This window comes from Streptomyces phyllanthi (assembly GCF_009377205.1).
Classification (GTDB): Bacteria; Actinomycetota; Actinomycetes; order Streptomycetales; family Streptomycetaceae; genus Streptomyces; species Streptomyces phyllanthi.
Genome location: NZ_VJZE01000146.1, coordinates 1 through 18,841, shown reverse-complemented (window position 1 = coordinate 18,841; position 18,841 = coordinate 1). Strand labels below are relative to the sequence as shown.

Annotated in this window: 16 protein-coding genes; 8 read left to right on the top strand and 8 right to left on the bottom strand. The window is 72.9% G+C overall.

What is annotated here, in order from left to right; all coding sequences use genetic code 11:
* From FNH04_RS21235 to FNH04_RS46625, 5 genes are all read left to right on the top strand, one after another.
* A partial coding sequence (locus FNH04_RS21235) for an AfsR/SARP family transcriptional regulator (RefSeq protein ID WP_152786575.1) occupies positions 1–2,872 on the top strand: 2,872 nt, incomplete at its 5' end.
* A gap of 175 nt (positions 2,873–3,047) precedes the next feature.
* On the top strand, positions 3,048–3,533 hold the full coding sequence (locus tag FNH04_RS21230) for a cation:proton antiporter regulatory subunit (RefSeq protein WP_322723443.1): 486 nt from the start codon (positions 3,048–3,050) through the stop codon (positions 3,531–3,533).
* A gap of 6 nt (positions 3,534–3,539) precedes the next feature.
* Positions 3,540–4,790, top strand: a complete 1,251-nt coding sequence (locus FNH04_RS21225; RefSeq protein WP_152786573.1) for a cation:proton antiporter — start codon at positions 3,540–3,542, stop codon at positions 4,788–4,790.
* A gap of 99 nt (positions 4,791–4,889) precedes the next feature.
* On the top strand, positions 4,890–5,816 hold the full coding sequence (locus FNH04_RS21220) for a polysaccharide pyruvyl transferase family protein (RefSeq protein WP_322723442.1): 927 nt from the start codon (positions 4,890–4,892) through the stop codon (positions 5,814–5,816).
* A gap of 89 nt (positions 5,817–5,905) precedes the next feature.
* Complete coding sequence (locus FNH04_RS46625; protein WP_194236757.1) at positions 5,906–6,232, top strand: DUF3040 domain-containing protein; 327 nt, start codon at positions 5,906–5,908, stop codon at positions 6,230–6,232.
* Between the two features lie 169 nt (positions 6,233–6,401).
* Here the strand turns inward: FNH04_RS46625 and FNH04_RS21210 are convergent, their stop codons facing one another.
* The 7 genes from FNH04_RS21210 to FNH04_RS21180 all read right to left on the bottom strand — a co-directional run bounded on the left by FNH04_RS21210 (position 6,402) and on the right by FNH04_RS21180 (position 13,316).
* Complete coding sequence (locus tag FNH04_RS21210; protein ID WP_322723441.1) at positions 6,402–7,298, bottom strand: glycosyltransferase family 2 protein; 897 nt, start codon at positions 7,296–7,298, stop codon at positions 6,402–6,404.
* The gene (locus tag FNH04_RS21205) at positions 7,288–8,235 is read right to left on the bottom strand and encodes a glycosyltransferase family 2 protein (RefSeq protein ID WP_152786571.1); all 948 of its coding nucleotides are present in this window, start codon (positions 8,233–8,235) and stop codon (positions 7,288–7,290) included. Before FNH04_RS21205 ends, FNH04_RS21210 begins: the two co-directional genes overlap by 11 nt.
* Positions 8,236–8,452: 217 nt before the next feature.
* On the bottom strand, positions 8,453–9,448 hold the full coding sequence (locus FNH04_RS21200; protein WP_322723440.1) for a glycosyltransferase family 2 protein: 996 nt from the start codon (positions 9,446–9,448) through the stop codon (positions 8,453–8,455).
* A gap of 121 nt (positions 9,449–9,569) precedes the next feature.
* Positions 9,570–10,223, bottom strand: a complete 654-nt coding sequence (locus FNH04_RS21195) for a hypothetical protein (RefSeq protein ID WP_322723439.1) — start codon at positions 10,221–10,223, stop codon at positions 9,570–9,572.
* The gene (locus FNH04_RS21190; RefSeq protein WP_152786569.1) at positions 10,220–11,089 is read right to left on the bottom strand and encodes a carbohydrate ABC transporter permease; all 870 of its coding nucleotides are present in this window, start codon (positions 11,087–11,089) and stop codon (positions 10,220–10,222) included. Before FNH04_RS21190 ends, FNH04_RS21195 begins: the two co-directional genes overlap by 4 nt.
* Entirely contained in the window at positions 11,086–12,024 is a 939-nt protein-coding gene (locus FNH04_RS21185) for a carbohydrate ABC transporter permease (protein ID WP_152786567.1), read from the bottom strand. The genes FNH04_RS21190 and FNH04_RS21185 overlap by 4 nt, the downstream gene beginning before the upstream one ends.
* The gene (locus tag FNH04_RS21180) at positions 12,021–13,316 is read right to left on the bottom strand and encodes an ABC transporter substrate-binding protein (protein WP_152786565.1); all 1,296 of its coding nucleotides are present in this window, start codon (positions 13,314–13,316) and stop codon (positions 12,021–12,023) included. Before FNH04_RS21180 ends, FNH04_RS21185 begins: the two co-directional genes overlap by 4 nt.
* Before the next feature lie 66 nt (positions 13,317–13,382).
* Between FNH04_RS21180 and FNH04_RS21175 the strand changes: the two genes are divergently transcribed.
* On the top strand, positions 13,383–14,738 hold the full coding sequence (locus FNH04_RS21175; RefSeq protein WP_152786563.1) for a Gfo/Idh/MocA family protein: 1,356 nt from the start codon (positions 13,383–13,385) through the stop codon (positions 14,736–14,738).
* Positions 14,739–14,951: 213 nt separating this feature from the next.
* Here the strand turns inward: FNH04_RS21175 and helR are convergent, their stop codons facing one another.
* Positions 14,952–17,120 (bottom strand): RNA polymerase recycling motor ATPase HelR, encoded by a 2,169-nt coding sequence (gene helR / locus FNH04_RS21170; RefSeq protein WP_322723437.1) that lies wholly within the window; start codon positions 17,118–17,120, stop codon positions 14,952–14,954.
* A gap of 562 nt (positions 17,121–17,682) precedes the next feature.
* Between helR and FNH04_RS21165 the strand changes: the two genes are divergently transcribed.
* Positions 17,683–18,135 (top strand): SRPBCC family protein, encoded by a 453-nt coding sequence (locus FNH04_RS21165; RefSeq protein ID WP_322723435.1) that lies wholly within the window; start codon positions 17,683–17,685, stop codon positions 18,133–18,135.
* The gene (locus FNH04_RS21160; RefSeq protein ID WP_322723434.1) at positions 18,132–18,710 is read left to right on the top strand and encodes a class I SAM-dependent methyltransferase; all 579 of its coding nucleotides are present in this window, start codon (positions 18,132–18,134) and stop codon (positions 18,708–18,710) included. Before FNH04_RS21165 ends, FNH04_RS21160 begins: the two co-directional genes overlap by 4 nt.
* Positions 18,711–18,841 lie beyond the last annotated feature (131 nt).

The window sequence follows — 18,841 nt, the reverse complement described above, 5'->3', positions numbered from 1 at the left end:
CCGGCAGACGGCGCTGCTGGGGCTGTTGCTGGTACGGGCGGGTCAGCCGGTCTCCGTGGGCGAACTGGTCGACGCCCTGTGGGGGCGGCGCCCACCGGTCAGCGCGGTCAATGTGATCCGTCGTCACATAGGTGCTCTGCGGCGGTTGTTGGAGCCCGGACTGCCCGCTCGGGCGGCGGGCCGGTGGATCGTCCGGGCCGCGGGCGGGTACCGGGTGGCGGTCGATGCCGACACCCTGGACCTCCTGCGCTTCCGCCGGCTCCGCGACGAGGCCGGGCGGGCCGGTACGAGCGGGGCGACCGCCGACGCCGTACATCTCCTCACCGAGGCACTGTCGTTGTGGCAGGGAACGGCCGGCTCCGGGCTCCCCTCCCTGCTGCACGCACACGAGGCGTTCACCGCGCTCGCACGCGAGCGCGTCGGGACCCTGAAGGACGCGGCCGACGCGGCACTGCGGGCCGGCCGGCCGGGTGTGGTCCTGAGCGGGCTGCGTGAGGCGGCGGCCGACCATCCACTGGACGAACCGCTGCTGGCCAGACTGGTCCTCGTACTCGCCGCCACCGGCGACGGGCCCGAAGCTCTGCGCGCGTACGACACGACTGTCTCCCGCCTCGCCGACGAACTGGGCATCGATCCGGGCCCGGAGCTGCGCGACGCCCTGCGCACGGCGCTGCGCGGTCCCGCGTCGGCGCCGGCGCCGGCGCCGGGCGGTAGGGGTGCGAGTGCCGGGGCCGGGTCTCCCGACGGCCAGTCGGTGAAGGGTGCGCCCACCTCCGATGCGGGCCCCGTCGGCGAGGGGCCCGGGCACCTGCCGTCCCCAGCCCAACTGCCGCACGACCTACCGACGTTCACCGGCCGCCGAGCCGAGCTGGACGAGGCACTCGCGTTGCTGGTGGGCGAGACGCGGGGGGACAGCGCCCCGCCCGATCCGCACCCCGGCACCGTCGTCATCGGCGCGATCGGCGGTATGGCCGGGATCGGCAAGACCACGCTCGCCGTGCACTGGGCCCACCGGATCGCTCACCGGTTTCCCGACGGGCAGCTCTACGTCAATCTCCGCGGGTTCGACCCGTCGGGGGCGGTGATGCGTCCGGGTGAGGCCGTTCGCGGTTTTCTGGACGCCCTGGGTGTCCGGCCGGAGCGCGTTCCGCGTGGCCTCGACGCCCAGGCCGCGCTCTACCGCGGTCTGCTGGCCGGGCGGCGCTTCCTCGTGCTGCTCGACAACGCCCGGGACACCGACCAGGTGCGCCCGCTGCTTCCGGGTACGCCCGGTTGTCTCGCCATCGTCACCAGCCGGGACCGGCTGTCCGGGCTGGTGGCCGCGGACGGGGCCCGTTCGCTCACCCTGCGTCCCCTCGACACCGATCAGGCAAGGGACTTCCTCACCCGGCGTCTGGGGGCCGGGCGCGTCGCGGCGGAGCCCGGGGCCGTGGCGGAGATCGCCGTGCTGTGCGCCGGTCTGCCGCTCGCCCTGGCGTGTGTCGCCGCGCGGGCCGCCACCCACCCGCACTTCGCGCTGTCGGACATCGCCGCCGAACTGCGGGAGGCCCACGGCAGCCTCGACGCCTTCGCCAGGTCCGACGTGTCCGCGAACGTCGGCGCGGTCTTCTCCTGGTCCTCCCGCGCCCTCTCCCCCATGGCCGCCCGCCTGTTCCCGCTGCTGTCCCTGCACCCCGGCCCGGACTTCTCCGTACCCGCCACCGCCGCGCTGGCCGGGCTGCCGGTACGGGAGGCGCGGCCCGTGCTGGCCGAACTCGCCCACGGCCACCTGGTCAACGAGCACCGTCCGAGCCGGTACGCCTTCCACGACCTGCTGCGCGCCCACTCCGCCGACCTCGTGGAGACCCGGTGCACCGACGCCGGGCGCGCCTCGGCCCGCCGACGGTTGTTCGAGCACCATCTGCACACCGCCCACACCGCCGGCCGGCTGCTCGCCCCGCACGAGGACCCGGTGCCGCTCGCGCCACCGGCGGACCACGCCGGCGTACCGCTCGCCGACGACCGGGCCGCGCTCGACTGGCTCACCGCCGAGTACCCGGTCCTCCTGGCCGTCATCGACACCGCCGCCCGCTCCGGCCTCGAACGGATCGCCTGTCTGCTGGCCTGGTCCCTGGAGCCGTACTTCGACCGGCGGGGCCACTGGCACGACTGGGCCGCGGCCCAGCGGACCGCGCTCGACGCCGCGCTGCGGCTGTCCGATCCCGCCATGGAGGCGCGCGGACTGCGGGCACTGGCACGGGCCGAGGGCCGGCTCGGCCTGCACGACCGGGCCCTGGACCGGCTGGGCCGCGCCCTGGAGCTCTTCGTCGAACTCGGCGACGACATCGGGCGCGCCAACACCCACCGCAGCCTCGGCTGGACCTGCGACCAACTCGGCGACCTGCCCGGCGCGCTGCGGCACAACCGGCTGGCCCTGGACCTGTTCCGGGCGACCGGACAGCGCGCCGCTCAGGCCAGCGTCCTCAACTCCGTGGGCTGGTACCACGCCCTGCTCGGGGAGTACGACCAGGCCCTCGAACACTGCTTCGCGGCCCTGGACATGCTGCGGGAGACCGGCGACCGCTACGGACAGGCGTCCACGTGGGACAGCGTCGCCTACGCCTACCACCACCTCGGCCGCCACCCGCAGGCCCTCATCGGCTACCGCAACGCCCTCACCCTCTACCAGGATGTGGGCGTGCCCTACCTGGAGGCCACGACGCTCAGCCGCATGGGGGACACCCACCGCACGACCGGCGACCACGAGGCGGCCCGCACCGCCTGGCGCCGCGCCCTCGCCCTCCTCGTGGAACTCGGCCACCCGGACGCCGACCTGGTCCGTGCCAAGCTCCGGGGACGCGACAGGCAACTCGGGCTCGCCGACGCCCGATGAGGGCGCCGCCCGGAGAAGGGGCCTCCCGGAGAAGGGGGTTGCTCGTCCGGCTCCCGGAAACGCGTCCGCGGGGACGGATTTCCGGCCCCGGTTAGGGTTGTTCCTCGTCCCTCGCGGACGGAGCGGAGGAGCTGCCTCCGGAAGAGACGCACACGATCCAGACAGGAGGACGGACGTGGGTACGGCACGCCTGAGCAGTACGCCCTTGCCGGGGATCGGGGTCCGGTACGACCTCTCGACGCGCGAGCAGCGCCGGGTGTCGGTGGTGGCGCACCGGGACGGGACCCGGACGCTCAGCGCGTACCGGAAGGACGACCCGGACGCGTGCGCGCTGTCCGTGCGGCTGACCGCGGGCGAGTCGGCGGCGCTCGTGGACGCGCTGCTGCCGGACCACCACAGCCCGAACCTGTTGTCCACCACCGAGCTCGGGCTGGTCGCGGAGCGGATCGAGCTGTCCTCGGTCTCGTACTGGAACGGGCGTCTCCTCGGCGAGACCCGGATGCGCACCGAGACCGGCGCCTCGATCGTGGCCGTGCTGCGCCGCGCCTCGGCGATCCCCTCCCCCGCGCCGGACTTCCGGCTGGCGGGCGGCGACACCCTGATCGTGATCGGCACCCGCGAGGGCGTGGAGACGGCCGCGGCGATCCTCGGGCGGGAGTGACCGCGCATGCACTCCTCCGCCGTCTTCCTGATCGAGTTCGGCGCCATCATCCTCGGGCTCGGTCTGCTCGGCCGGCTCGCCGGGCGCTTCCAGCTGTCGCCGATCCCGCTGTACCTGCTGGCCGGGCTGGCCTTCGGCGAGGGCGGGCTGCTGCCGCTGGGCACCAGTGAGGAGTTCGTGGCGATCGGCGCCGAGATCGGCGTGATCCTGCTGCTGCTCATGCTGGGCCTCGAGTACACGGCCAGCGATCTGCTCTCCAACCTCAGGACCCAGTACCCGGCCGGGCTCGTCGACGCCGCCCTCAACGCGCTGCCCGGCGCCGCCATGGCGCTGCTGCTCGGCTGGGGCCCGGTCGCCGCGGTCGTCCTGGCCGGCGTCACCTGGATCTCGTCCTCCGGTGTCATCGCGAAGGTCCTCGGCGACCTCGGGCGGCTCGGCAACCGCGAGACCCCGGTCGTGCTGAGCATCCTGGTCCTGGAGGACCTGTCCATGGCCGTCTACCTGCCGATCGTCACCGCCCTGCTGGCCGGTGCGGGCCTGGCCGCGGGCAGCCTCACCCTGGCCGTCGCCCTCGGTGTGGCGGGTCTCGTCCTGCTGGTCGCGGTACGCCATGGACGGCTGATCTCCCGGTTCGTCTCCAGCGACGACCCGGAGAAGCTGCTGCTGGTCGTCCTCGGTCTGACCCTGCTGGTGGCCGGGCTCGCCCAGCAGCTCCAGGTCTCCGCCGCGGTGGGCGCGTTCCTGGTCGGTATCGCGCTGTCCGGGGAGGTCGCCGAGGGCGCACACGGGCTGCTGGCTCCGCTGCGGGACCTGTTCGCCGCCGTGTTCTTCGTCTTCTTCGGCCTCCACACCGACCCCGCCAGCATTCCGCCCGTGCTGCTGCCGGCGCTCGCCCTGGGCCTGGTCACCGCCGCCACGAAGATCGCCACCGGCTACTGGGCGGCCCGTCGCGCCGGGATCTCGGCGAAGGGCCGCTGGCGCGCGGGCGGCACGCTGGTCGCCCGCGGCGAGTTCTCCATCGTCATCGCCGGACTCGCCGTCACGGCGGGCATCGAACCCTCCCTCGGCCCGCTGGCCACCGCGTACGTCCTGATCCTGGTGATCCTCGGTCCGCTCACCGCCCGCTGGACCGAGCCCCTGGCCACGCGCCTCACCGCACACCGTGCGGGCCGCCGCCCGGAGCGGGACGGTGCCCCGGCGTCACCGGAGACCGCGCACGAGGCCATCGAGGGCGAGGACGCGCTGGGCCGTACATAGGCTGTCGTTTGGATCATCCCGGCGTCGCGGGGCCTGGCACGCGGACCCGGTGTCGCCGCCAGGAGTGACTCCGGGGCCGCGGGGAACTCGTCCGGCACTGTGCGACAGCGGATTCTGCTGACCGGATGGTTCAGCTTTCGGGACGGCGAGGCCACCGCCGGGGACGTACTGGCGTTGCGGCGGGTCGAGGACGTGCTGCGCGAGGAGCGGCTGGCGTACGACATCGTGTGGAGCCCCGGGTTCCGGCCCGGGGACCTGGACCTCGAACGGGTGAGGCCCCGGGCCTACTCGCACCTCGTGTTCGTGTGCGGACCCCTGCACGGGGAGCAGATCGTGGCGCTGCACCGGCGGTTCCGGCACTGTGTGCGGATCGCCGTCGGGGTGTCGGTGATCGACGGGGACGATCCGGCCGTGACCGGCTTCCACCGGGTACTGGCGCGGGACGCGCCGGGCGCCGAGCCGGTCGAGGACCTGGCCGCCCGGGCGCCGTCCATGGCCGTGACACCCGTCGTCGGGGTGCTCCTCACCCTGGGGCAGGGCGAGTACGGCGAACTGCGGCGGCACGGCGAGGTGGCCGCCGCGGTGACACGGTGGCTGGCCGGGAAGGACTGCGCACGGCTCGAACTGGAGACGCGCCTCGACGCGCACGACTGGCACCTGAGCGCCACACCCGCGCAACTCCAGTCCGTGCTCGCCCGGTTGGATCTCGTCGTCACCGACCGGCTGCACGGGCTCGTCCTCGGACTGCGGGCCGGAGTGCCCGTACTGGCCGTCGATCCCGTGGCGGGCGGCGCGAAGGTGAGCGCGCAGGCGCGGGCCTGCGGCTGGCCCGCGCTCGTCCCCGCCGAGCACCTCCACGAGGGGCAGCTGGAACGGTGGTGGGGCTGGTGCCGCTCGGCCGCGGGGCGCGCGGCGGCCCTGCGCGTCCGTGCCGACTTCGCGGCCGGGGCCGCACCGGACAGCGCGGACGAGCTCGTCCCCGCACTCGACCTCGGACGCCCGGAGGCCGCCGGCCACACCGCGTGAGCGGGAACGGGACCACGGCGCCCCCGGTTGGGCGGCGCCGCGCAGGGCACCCGGAGAGGTGGACACCAGCGGGTCACAGGAGGCAGACAGTGACGACCGGTCGACTCCCCGATCACGAGCAGCGCGCCCTGGAACAGATCGAGGCGGCCCTGCGCCGCGACCGGCGTCTCGACCGCCGGCTGCGCACCCTACGGCTGAGGCGGTGCCCCGACCTGGCGCCGATCGCCGCGTACCGTCCGCGCGTCGGCACGGTCGGCATCTGGCTCACCCTGTCCGTCACCCTGATGATCCTCGGCATCCGCACATCCGAGCCCTGGCTCATCTGGACCTTCGCCGCGGTGTGGCCGGTGACGCTGTACGGCGTCTTCCGGCTGCTGTGCCGGTGGTCGGAGCGGCCGGGCCCGGGTGGCGAGTGAGCGGCTCACCCGAACGGACCCCGGCACCCGTACGGCACCGACTCCGCCTCCGCACGACCAACTGACTCCGACTCCGTACGCCACCGACTCCGCCTCCGTACGACCTACTCACTCCGGCTCCGTACGACACCGACTCCGACTCCGACTCCGCCCCTACGACGCCGACGTCTCATCCCGTGTAGCGCCGGGCCGTCGAGTGGCGCTGGGCGTGGTCCAGGAGGCGCAGGCGGGCCTCGATGTCGCGGGGTACGACACGGCGTTCGCGCACGACCCACGGGAGGCCCGCCGCGGCTTCGGCGAAGGCCCTCAGCGACGCCCGGTCCCGGGGGACCGTACGCGCGAGGTGCAGGGTGCGGCGCACCGCCGTCCGTGGCGGGCGGCGCAGCCAGGTGAACCACAGGGTGTTGCGCAGGCCGTGCGTCCTGCGGAGCGTGGAGTCCCGTGCCGTGGACGGCTGGTGATGCACCGTCAGGTGGTCGGCGTACGTCAGCCACCAGCCCGCCGTCGCGAGGTCCACCGCCAGCAGTTCCTCTTCGCCGCCCAGCCACAGCCGTGGGCTGAAGCCGCCCACACCGCGGAACGCGTCCGTACGCAGCACGGTGGCCGCGGCCAGGAACGAGCCGAGCGCCGGGCCCGGCAGCCAGCGCGGCCCGGGGACCGGCGAGTCGCGCAGTTCCCGCACGATCGGGTCCTCCGTGCCGTGCGGTTCCACCACGATGCGTGCCGTCGCGGCGGCGATCTCGGGGTGGCGGTCCAGCAGGTCCGCCGCGCCCGGGAGCGAGCCGGGGCCCCACCAGGAGTCGTCGTCGCAGAACGCCACGTAGGGCGTGCGGACATGGCGCACGGCCAGGTTGCGGCCGACCGCGCCCAGGTTGCGGCCGGGGCGCAGCAGCGTCATGTCCGGGAAACGGTGGGCCACGGCCTCCGCAGTGCCGTCCGTGGAGGCGTTGTCCGTCACGATCACCGGTGGTCTCTCCGGGAGCCGGGCCAGGTGGTCGAGGGTGCGGAGGAGTTCCGCCCGCCGGTTGTGGGTGATGACGACGACGGTCGTACGGTCATCGGTCACGGCCGCTCCCTCCTGCTCGCCCGGTCCGGTTCTCCTGGTGGTCCACGAGGTGTGCGGCGCGTTCGATGTACGGGGGCAGCCGGCGGCGGGCGCGCAGCGCGGACGGTACGCGGACGAGTGCGGTGCGCAGGGCTCCGCGGGCCGCGCGGTCGTGGCGGGCCTCGGCCGCCAGGGCGCGGGTGCGGGCCAGGGCGAGGAGCAGGGGGCGGCGGAGCCAGGCGGTGAGCAGGTCGTTGCGGAGGAGGGTGACCGGGCGGCCGGTGCGGGGCGTGGGTGCCGGGTGGTGGTGGGCGACCACCTCCGGGCAGTGGACGACTCCCCAGCCGCGCGCGGCGAGGTCGTACGCCAGGAGGGTCTCCTCGCCGCCGAAGAACAGCAGCGGGTGGTAGCCGCCCGCGTCCAGGTAGGCCGTACGGCGCACGACGGACGCGCAGGCGAGGTAGCCGAGGACCTGGGTGCCGGGCAGGTCGTGCGCCCGGCCGAGCGGCGAGGTGGCGAGGACGTCGTTGAGCGGGTCCGGGTCGCCGTCCGGGCCGACCAGGGTGCGGGCGGCGAGCAGCCCCAGCCTGGGGTGCTCGTCGAGCAGCCGTACCGCGGTGCGCAGGGCGCCCGGCGCCCACCAGGAGTCGTCGTCGCTGAACGCCACGTACGGGGTGTCGACCACCCGTACGGCGTCGTTGCGGGCGAGGGCGCCCCGGTTCACGGGGAGAGCGAGGACGCGGACCTCCGGGAAGCGGTGGGCGAGGAGGGTTCGGGTGCCGTCGGTGGAGGCGTTGTCGGCGACCAGGACGGGAGGCCGCTCGGGGAGGGCGCGGAGGTGACGGAGGGTGGTGGCGAGACTGTCGCACCGGTTGCGGGTGGCGACGACGACGGTGACGGCGGCGCCGTCATCACGGCGGTCACGGTGGCGCAGGGATGTCGAGGAGTTCTCGGTCATGGGCCGGGGTCTCCTGGAGAACGTCGAGTACGTCTACGAGATGGTCCGCGGCACGTCCGATCACCGTGACACGGCGACTCGGCGCCCGCAACTCGCGACGGGCCGCGCAGCGGCCGGCCAAGGGGCGCGGGGCCGTGTCATCGTGCGGCTCCACCGCGTCGGCGCGACCAGCCGCGTACGGCCCGCGGCCGCGGTGCCACCGAACCGCTCACGGCGGCTACGCGCTCCCCCGCCAGGGCCCGACCCCCCGGTACCGCCACAACCCGCTGAGCCAGTACCACGTGGCGACCGGCGGGACAAGGACACTCGTGGCGAGCATCGTGTCCACCTCGTACCGGGTCCGCGGGCCGGAGGCGATCCGTGACCAGGCGTACTCCCCCGTACCGAGCGCCCAGCCCAGCGCAGCGGTCACGCCACTCGTACGGCGCCCCGCCGCGGTGAGCGCGCACGCGGCGACCCCGAGCGCGGTGATCGCCAGATGCCGCCGGACGCGACCGCGCGGCGCCGCGGCCCTGGCCCACCAGCCGGGCCCGTGCAGCCGCAGCATCAGCGCGTCGTCGGCGTTGCCGCACTGGGCGCGCACCGACACCCAGCGGCCGGTGGGGCGCACGGGGTGCCGGGTGGTCCGCCTGCCCCGCCGGACGCGCCATCCGGCGTCGAGAACCCGCAGCGCGAGGTCGGTGTCCTCGCGGTGAGCCCGCCGGAAGCGCTCGTCGAAGCCGCCGACCTGTTTGAGGACATCCGTGCGGTACGCCATGTCGGCGGTGATCCACCGCGCCCGGGCCCGCGCCGCGGTACGGCGCTCCCAGTCGGTGGGGCGGCGGTCCTGGGGCAGCGGCACGGTGATCACGCCCTGCACACCAGCCGTGTCGGGCGACGCCTCGCCGAGGTCCTCGGCCAGCTGCTCGCACCAGTGGGGTCCGACCTGTACGTCGTCGTCGAGGAAGACGACCCAGGGTGACGCCACCCGCCACAGCCCGGCGTTGCGCGCGGCGGCGGGTCCATGGCCGCCGCCGCGCACGACGGTCGTACGGTCGCGGAGGTCCCCGAGCACGCTCAGCGGGTGCTCCAGCGGCCCGGGGCCGTCCTCGAGCCGGTCGTCGACCACCACGATCTCCGCGGGCGCCGGTCCGGTCGCGGCGGCGAGCGCGGCGAGGCAGTCGGCGAGCGTGTCGCGGACGAGGGTGGGGATCACCACGGCGTAGGGAGTCACGCGTCCATCCGCCCCTTCAGCACCGCGTACGACAGGAACCAGCGTCCCGGACGGCGCGTGCGGAGACCCTGGGATCACACGGGTCGCCCTGCCGCGGCGGTCTCAAACACCTGGGGCCGACTCACCCGCGAAATCGTCTCTCCGTCCCTCTCGGCGATGCCGTCACCGCACCTCCGGGCACTCGCTGCCCGGTCTCCCGCAGGCCCACCGCCGTGAGCGCCATGGCCAGCGGCCCCGGCACCAGGAACACCAGGGGCGGCAGCGCCCACGCGCACAGCGCGGCCGCCGCCAGGGCGAGCAGGACGAGCGCGCTGCCGCCCGGGTCCCCCACGGTGTCGCGGGCCGCCGCCCGTACGGCCGCGGGCCAGTCGGCGACCGACTCGGGACGGCCGCAGGCGCGCAGGCCGACCACCACGGCAAACGCGCTGATGGCCGCCGCGAGGACCGCGAAGGCGGGGGCGCCCGGCAGTCCCGCCCGCGCGAGCGCCAGGTCGGCCAGGACCAGCAGCGCCCCCGCCAGGGCCGCGGTCCCGGCGGCCAGGTCACCCGCGCGCAGCCTGCGCCTCAGCAGTCCGGCGTACCGTCCGGCCGTGGCCGGCCGGTCCTCCCGTACGCCGCGCAGCACCGCGCACGCCGTGGACAGCGCGGCGGGCGCCGTCACCAGCGGCAGACAGGCCACGGCCGTGGCGAGCCCGACGCTCAGCACGTCCGCGAACAGCGTCATGCGCGGGCCGAAGATCTCGCCCGCCTCCCGGGTCGTACGCACCCCGCTCACCCCTTGATCCCGGAGTTCGCCATGCCCTCGACCAGGAACCGCTGGAAGGCGAGGAAGAACAGCACGATCGGCAGCAGCGCGATCACCGACATCGCGAACATCGGGCCGAACGCCGAGGTGCTGGACGCGTCCACGAACGACCTCAGCGCCAGCGTCAGCGTGAACTTCTCGGGCGAGAACAGATAGATCAGCTGGGTGAAGAAGTCGTTCCAGGTCCAGATGAAGGTGAAGATCGCGGTGGTGATCAGCGCGGGCCTGGTCAGCGGAAGGATGACGCTGAAGAAGCTGCGGAACGGCCCGCACCCGTCGATCCGCGCCGCCTCCTCCAGCTCACGCGGCAGCCCGCGCATGAACTGCACGACGAGGAAGACGAAGAAGGCCTCCGTGGCGAGGAACTTGGGCAGGATCAGCGGCCAGTACGTGTTCACCATGCCGAGCTGGTTGAAGATGATGTACTGCGGGATCAGCACCGCGTGGTGCGGCAGCATGATGGTGGCGATCATGAACGCGAAGAGCGGTCCCCGGAAGCGGAACCGCAGCCGGGCGAAGGCGTAGGCGGCGAGGGAGCAGCTGAGTACGTTGCCGATGACCGCGCCGCCCGCGATGAGCAGCGAGTTGGTGAGCAGACGGGTGACGGAGACGTCGTTCACGCCCTCCAGGGCCGTCTCGTAGTTCGACCACTCCAGTTTGCTCGGCAGCAGGTCGAGGCTGGCGATGACCTCGCTCGCGGGCTTGAGGGAGGTGGCGAGCAGCCAGGCCAGCGGGTAGAGCATGACGAGGAGCGCGGCCAGACAGGCGGCGTGCAGGGCGACCCGGCGCCAGGCAAGGGGCTTGCCGGCAGCGGGAGTTGATGTCGTGATGGTCATCGGTCCCCCTCGGAGGCGTAGAAGACCCAGGAGCGTGAGGTGCGGAACAGCACGGCGGTGACCGCGCCGATGACGATCAGCAGCACCCAGGCCATGGCGGAGGCGTAGCCCATGTGGGAGGCGACGAAGCCGCGGTCGTAGAGGTAGAGCGTGTAGAAGAGCGTCGAGTCGGCGGGCCCGCCCTTGCCCGCGCTGACCGCGAAGGCGGGGGTGAAGACCTGGAAGGCCTGGATGGTCTGGAGCACCAGGTTGAAGAAGATCACGGGGGACAGCATCGGCACGGTGATGGACAGGAACTGCCGCCGGCGGCTCGCCCCGTCCACCTCGGCAGCCTCGTACAACTCCCCCGGGATCTGCTGGAGTCCGGCCAGGAAGATCACCATCGGAGCGCCGAACTGCCACACCGTCAGCAGGGCGACCGCGATCAGTGCCCAGCCGGGCTTGTTGACCCAGCCGCCGGTGCCGAAGAGGTTGTCGACCGTGCCGCCGTCGTTGAAGATCGCCCGCCAGACCAGGGCGATGGACATCGAGGCGCCGAGCAGGGAGGGCGCGTAGAAGGCGGAGCGGTAGAAGGCCCGGCCGCGCCTCATGTTCTTCAGGGCGAGGGCGACGACCAGCGCCAGGCCGAGTTGCAGGGGCACGGCGATGACGACGTACGTGAGGGTCGCGACCACCGACCGCCAGTAGCGGGGGTCCTCGGTGAACATCTGCGTGTAGTTGCGCAGGCCCACCCAGTTCGGCGAGTTGAACAGGTCGTAGTCGGTGAAGGAGAGGTAGAGCGAGACGGCCATGGGGAGCAGCGTCAGCACACAGGCGCCGAGCACCCAGGGCGAGAGGAACACCCAGGCGGCGCCCTCACGCCTTCGCCGGGCAGGCTTCTTGGGGACGTCGACGCGTTTGTGTGACGCGGCCGTCGGCATCTGCGTGGTGGTCATGACCTCAGCTCCGCCTTCGCCTCGGTGATGTAGTTCTCGGCCGCCTCACGGGGTGACATCCGCTCGTACGACACCTGGTCGTAGTCGCGCTGGAAGGTGGTCTGGAGCGCGCTGTCGCCCGAAGGGGGCGCCTGCGGTGGGGCGTCGAGCCTGCCTTCGAGGGAGGCCTGGAAGTCGTAGACGGTCCTGTCGAAGTCCTTCAGCCCGGGGGCGATCGCGTCGCGGAGGGTCTCGTTGACGGGGATGCCCCGGGTGGCGCCGAGGATCTTCGCGGCCTCCGGGTCGTTCAGCATGAAGTCGACGAGCCGCACGGACTCCTTCGGGTTACTCGTGTCGGCGGCGACGCCCATGAACATCGAGGGCTTGAAGTACTGGCCCGGTGTGCCGTCCTCGCCTGAGGGCATCGGGGCGAGGGTGACCCCGTCCGGGATGAGCGCGAGGAAGCCGCTGGACGGCGCGTCCCAGTTGGTGTCGGCCGTGGCCGTGCCGCGTCCGAGTGGGGTGTTCTCGACTGTGCCGTCGATCTGGGTGGTCTGCTCGGCGGACGAGACGGCGCCCTCGCGGCGCAGCTTGTCGGTGAAGGTCCACCAGCGGGCCAGGTCGTCGGCGGTGAACCCGAGTTTCCTGTCCTTCGTGTACAGCGCCTTGCCCTGGCCGCGCAGCCAGACCTCGAAGGCGTCCTCGCTCTGCCCCGGGTCGGTGGCGCCGGGCTTGCCGGTCTTCTCGGCGAGGGCGCGCATGGCGTCGGCCCACTCGCTCCACGTCCAGCCGTCGCGGGGCAGCGGGACGCCGGTGGCCTTCCACTGCTCGGTGTCGTACACGACGGTCTCGGTGCCGCGGGCCTGCGGGATGGCGTACTGCTTGCCGTCCACCTTGCCGGTGGCGAGGAGTCCCTTGTCGAACTCGCCGGTGTCCAGGGTGCCTTGCTGCTTCGCGAAGTCCATGAGCACGCCCCCGGAGGCGTACTGGTCGATCATCCGGTAGTCGAGCTGCATGACGTCGGGTGCGTCGCCGCCGGCGGCCTGGGTGGCGAGCTTCTGCTTGTAGGCGTCGTATCCGGAGAAGGAGGTCTGCACCTCGATCCCCGGGTTCTCCTTCTCGAAGAGGTCCACGGCCTCCTGGGTTCTGGCCGCCCGGTCGGGGTTGCCCCACCAGGTGTAGCGCAGGACGACCTTGCCGCCGGCACTGCTCGATCCGTCCCCTCCGGAGCAGCCGGCGAGCACCGCGCAGAGCGCGAGCGCCGTGGCCACGGCTCGGGGCCTCCAGGACTTCCTCGTCCTGCTTCCGGGCATGGCAGGGTCACCCCTTACGGTAGAAAGCGCTTCCATCCCGCCCGCACGACCCTAGGGAAGGTCCGGATGTCACAACAAGACCCGTGCACGGCATCCTCACGACACCAACGCGCCGCCGTAGTGGGCCTGGGCGCCCGCGCCCGGTTCTTCACCGAGGCGCTGTCGGGCCCCTACGCGAACCGGATCGAGCTGGCCGGCTTCTGCGACGTCAACCGGCACCGCATGGCCGTCCACAACGACTGGCTCGCGGCGGCGCGTCCGGGCCGGGCGCCCGTACCGGCGTACGCGGCCCAGGACTTCGAGGAGATGCTGCGCCGCGAACGCGTCGACCTCGTCGTCGTCACCACCGTGGACCGCGCACACGACGACTACATCGTGCGCGCCCTGGAGGCGGGCTGCGACGTGGTCACCGAGAAGCCGATGACGATCGACGCCGACCGCGCCCGCCGCATCCTGGAGGCACAGCGGCGCACGGGCCGTTCGGTGCGGGTGGCCTTCAACTACCGCTACAACCCGGTGCATTCGGCGGTACGGGAACTCATCGCGGCCGGCGAGATCGGCGAGGTCGGCTCGGTGCACTTCGAGTGGCTCCTCGACCTGCGGCACGGCGCCGACTACTTCCGCCGCTGGCACCGCGACAAGGCCGACTCGGGCGGCCTCATGGTCCACAAGTCGACCCACCACTTCGACCTGGTCAACTGGTGGCTCGGCACCCGCCCCGAGACGGTCTACGCCCAGGGCGGCCTCTTCTTCTACGGCGACGAGGCGGGCCGGCGCCGAGGTCTCGCCCGTGACTACGACCGCGCCCACGGCTCCGCGGCGGCCAAGGACGACCCCTTCGCCGTCCACCTCGCGGACTCCTCCGTCCTGACCTCCCTCTACCTCGACGCCGAGCACGAGGACGGCTACCACCGGGACCAGAACGTCTTCGGCCCCGGTGTGACCATCGAGGACGACATGGCGGTCCTGGTCCGCTACGCCTCCGGCGCCACCCTCACGTACCACCTCACCGCGTACGCCCCCTGGGAGGGCTACCGCATCGCCTTCAACGGCAGCGAGGGCCGTATCGAGCTGCTGGTCGAGGAGTCGACATGGACGCGCCCCGAGGTGCGGACGGACGGCGCGAGCCCCGTCCTGCACGGCGCGGCGGTCGGCGACGAGGCCGGGCGCACGGAGCTGCTCGTACGCCGCTTCTGGGAACGGCCGCGCGAGGTGAAGGCCGCCACCGGAGAGGGCGGGCACGGCGGCGGGGACGTACGGATGCTGGCCGACCTGTTCGGCGAACGGCCCTCCGCCCCCGACCCGCTGGGGCGCGCGGCGGACGGGGTCGCGGGGGCGCGGTCCCTGGTGACGGGGTTGGCGGCGAACCGGTCGTTCGAGACGGGGATGCCCGTGCGGGTACGGGAGTTGCTGGACGTCTGAGGGGCCGGTTCCCCGACGCGATGGCCGGCCGCGCTGCCGGTCGGGGGGCGTGACGGGATACGGCGGCCCCCGCCGGGCGGTGCGTACGGTCCGGGACCGTAACGGCCCGGGACCGTACTGTCGGCGGAGGCCGCCCGTCCGCCGCGCGCACCGGCACACGGCGGGAGCCCGCCCCGCGATCGCCGGGCGGCGATCACGTCGTCCGGGCCGGCGTCAGGAGCTCGTGAGGATGACGAGTTGCCGGGTCGCCCGGGTCATCGCGACATAACGGTCGACCGCTCCCTCGATGCCCTCGCCGAACGTCTCCGGGTCGACGAGGACGACCAGATCGAACTCGAGCCCCTTCGACAGCTCCGGGGTGAGCGAGCGGACCCGGGGCGTCGCCCGGAACGCGGGGTCGCCGATGATGCAGGCGATCCCGTCGTCGTGGGCGGCGAGCCAGGCGCCGAGGACCGATTCCAGATCCGCGACGGACCCGTGGACGACGGGGACGCCGCCGCTGCGGATGGAGGTGGGCACGTTGGCGTCCGGGAGCGCGGCGCGGATGACCGGCGCGGCTTCTACCATGATCTCCTCCGGTGTCCGGTAGTTGACGCTCAGGGAGGCCACGTCGATCCGGTCGAACCCCGTCCGTTCGAGCCGTTCCCGCCACGACTCCGTGAACCCGTGCCTTGCCTGGGCGCGGTCCCCGACGATGGTGAAGCTCCGGGACGGGCACCGGAGCAGCAGCATCTGCCACTCCGCGTCGGTCAGTTCCTGGGCCTCGTCCACGACGATGTGCGCGAACGGGCCGGCGAGCAGATCCGGGTCGGCGGTCAGCAGTTCGGACTCGTCGACCAGGCTGACCTTGGCGTCCTGGCCGCGCAGCATCGTCACCAGCCCCTCGCCGTCGTCACCGTCGGCGCCGGAGTCGGACGCGGCCTGGATCAGGTTGTCGACGACCTGCGCCATGTGCTCTCGCTGGGCGGCGAGGACGGCCTCGTGCCGTCGCTTGCGCCGGGCCGCCTCCGGGTCGCCGAGCCGCTGCCGTGCCGCGTCCAGGAGCGGCAGGTCGGACACCGTCCAGGCCTGGGCGTCCGCGCGCTGCAGCTTCCGCACGTCGTCGGGGCCGAGCCAGGGAGCGCACATCCGCAGGTAGGCGGGGACCGACCACAGGTCTGAGACGAGGTCGGCCGCTTCGAGCAGCGGCCAGGCGCGGTCGAGGGTACTGACCAGCTCCTTGTCGTGCAGCAGCGACCTCCGGAACAGGTCGGGCGGGATGTCGCCGCCGTGCTTGTCCCTCAGGATCGTGACCAGTTCCTCCCAGATCTGGTCGCGCGCCTCGTTGTGCGGTGTACCGGGTTCCGCCGCTTCGAACGCCTCGGCCCAGTCGTCGGCGCTCAGCCAGACGTCGGACCAGGAGGTCGTGACCGTCATCCCCTCGGTGGGCGGCTCCTCGTAGAACCGGACGGCCTTCTCGATGGCCTTCACCATGTCCGCGGACGACTTCAGGAGGGCCACGTCCGGGTCGGTCTCGATCGCCGCTCCGGCTCCCTCGGCGACGAGGTCCCGCAGGATGCAGGTCTGCACACCCTCCTCTCCGAGGCTGGGGAGGACGTCGGAGACATAGGCCAGATAGGGCCGGTGCGGACCGACGAACAGCACGCCGCCCCGACGGTGACCGAGGCGGGGGTCGGAGTGGAGGAGGTAGGCGGAGCGGTGCAGAGCGACGACGGTCTTTCCCGTACCCGGACCGCCGTCGACCACGAGGGCGCCGCGGGATCCCGCCCGGATGATGGCGTCCTGGTCGGCCTGGATGGTGGCGAGCACGTCGCGCATCCGTTCCGACCTGTTGCCGCCCAGACCCGCGATGAAGGCGGACTGGTCGTCGAGCGCGGCGTGCCCTTCGAGCCCGTCGGCGGTGAACACCTCGTCCCAGTAGTCGCTGATCCGGCCGCCGGTCCAGCGATACCTGCGGCGGCTCGCCAGACCCATCGGGTTGGCGTGGGTCGCCGCGAAGAACGGCTCGGCCGCGGGGGAACGCCAGTCGAGCAGCAGCCGCCGACCCGTGCTGTCGGTGAGGCCGAGCCGTCCGACGTACACGGGCTCGGGGCTGTCCGCGCCGACCATGTGCCCGAGGCACAGGTCCAGACCGAAACGACGCAGTGTGCGCAGGCGGGCGGTCAGCCGGTGGATCTCGGCGTCCCGGTCCATCGCCTGCCGGCCCGTACCACCGGGCGCCCTGCGCTCGGCGTCGAGGCGGTCGGTCAGTTCGCTGATCGACTGCTCCAGGCTCTCCGTGATGGCCGCGAAGTGCTGCTCGTCGCGGGCGATCAGCGCCGGGTCGGCCTTGGGGGCGAGCCGGTCGGGAAGGTCGAACGCGCTGGTGGTCAGAGGGCTCACGTCATCAGCTCCGATCCGAGGTCGCGCCCGCGAAGCCCGACGGCGCGCACACCCGCACCTCGACGCCGAGTGCCCGCGACCGCTGCTCGAGTTCTCCGTCGGCTCGACGGCACCGCACGGCCCAGTTGCTCGATAACAACACACGCACGTCGTGAATCTCCCGTTTCCGCAGGTCCTGGCCTCGGCCAGTGATTCTGCGGCACGCCCCGGGCCTTGCCGCAAGCCCCCCGGTGCGCTATACGTTGAGAGTGGCAAGGAGTTGGTGACTCCTTGTCTTTGTTTTTTGTCGTCGTTTCCGTCGTCCGCGCCGAGTGTCTTTCTGCCGATTCGAAGGACGGGACGGGTACGTCATGAGCCCGGGCCCTGGCTCCTCCTCGTCGATCCAGCAGTGTGCGGCGTCGGCTCGGGCCGTTGGTCCACTACGACGACGACCGGTTCGCGCAGGGAAACGCCGACTCCGAACTCGGCGCCCGGGCTTTCCGGAGGTTGGGAACCGCACGTGTGATGGGTACCCCGTAGGTCTTCAGCCGAAGGGCGACCAACGATTGCTTACGATCACGTCGTGGTCCTCTTCCTCCTGGAACGCCTGACCCCCCTCCCCGTCGACCAGGCCTGGCACCGCCTCACGCACTGGGAACGCCATGGGGACGTGGTCCCCCTGACCCGTGTCACGGTGCTCACTCCCCCGCCGACCCGCGAGGGCACGGCGTTCGTGGCCCGCTCGGGTGTCGGCCCGCTCGCCTTCGACGACCCCATGGAGGTGGTCACCTGGCGGCCACCGGCGCGGGACACGGCGACCGCCCTGTGCCGCATGGAGAAACGCGGACGCTTCGTCACCGGCTGGGCGGAGTTCGAGGTCCGTCCGTACGGCGACGGAGGCTCCCGCGTGCTCTGGCGCGAGGACATCGCGGTGCGCCTCCTGCCCCGCGCCTTCGACCGGCCACTGGAACGGACGGCCCGCTGGATGTTCGGCCGTGCGCTGGACGGCCTGCTGCGGCAGGGGCGGACACCGTGAGGATTCCCGAAAAGGCCCACTGGGAGGCGCACTTCGCCGACGGCAACGGCTTCCGCCGTACCGACGACCACGAACTGCGACTCCTCACCGACCACGTCCACCCACGCCCCGGCCACCGGGCCCTCGACATCGGCTGCGGCCTGGGCGGCTATGCGGCCGCGCTCGCCGGACTCGGCTACCGGACACTCGCCGTCGACTGGACCGAGGCGTCCGCCGCCGCGGTCCGCGACCGGTACGCAGGCCTCGAACCCCGTCTGACGGTCCGGTGCCTGGACTTCGAGGACGCCCCCGCGGTCACCGAGCAGCTGCCGGCGGCGGGCTTCGAGCTGGTGACGACCCGCCTGGTCCTCGCCTTCCTGACCGACAGGGCGGCGGCCGGGGAACGCGTACGCGACCTGCTGGCGCCCGGCGGCGCCTGGGTCGTGACCACGCCGCTCGCCGAGCGGCTGCCCGAGGAGCGCCGGCACATCGGGCTCCCGTCCGAGGACATCGCGGCGCTCGTCTCCGCCTGGGGACAGGGCTGCTGGTACGACCTGGAACCGGGCGGCCTGCGCTGCTTCGTACTGCGGCCGTAGACGGAACGGCTTGGCCCGTAGACGGGATGGCTCCGCCCGTAGGCAGGTCGTCCCCGCTCGTCAGCAGGGTGTCTCAATCCCTCCCGTGCCCCTTCACTCCTCAGGCCGGGTGTCAGTCCCCTCCCCTACAG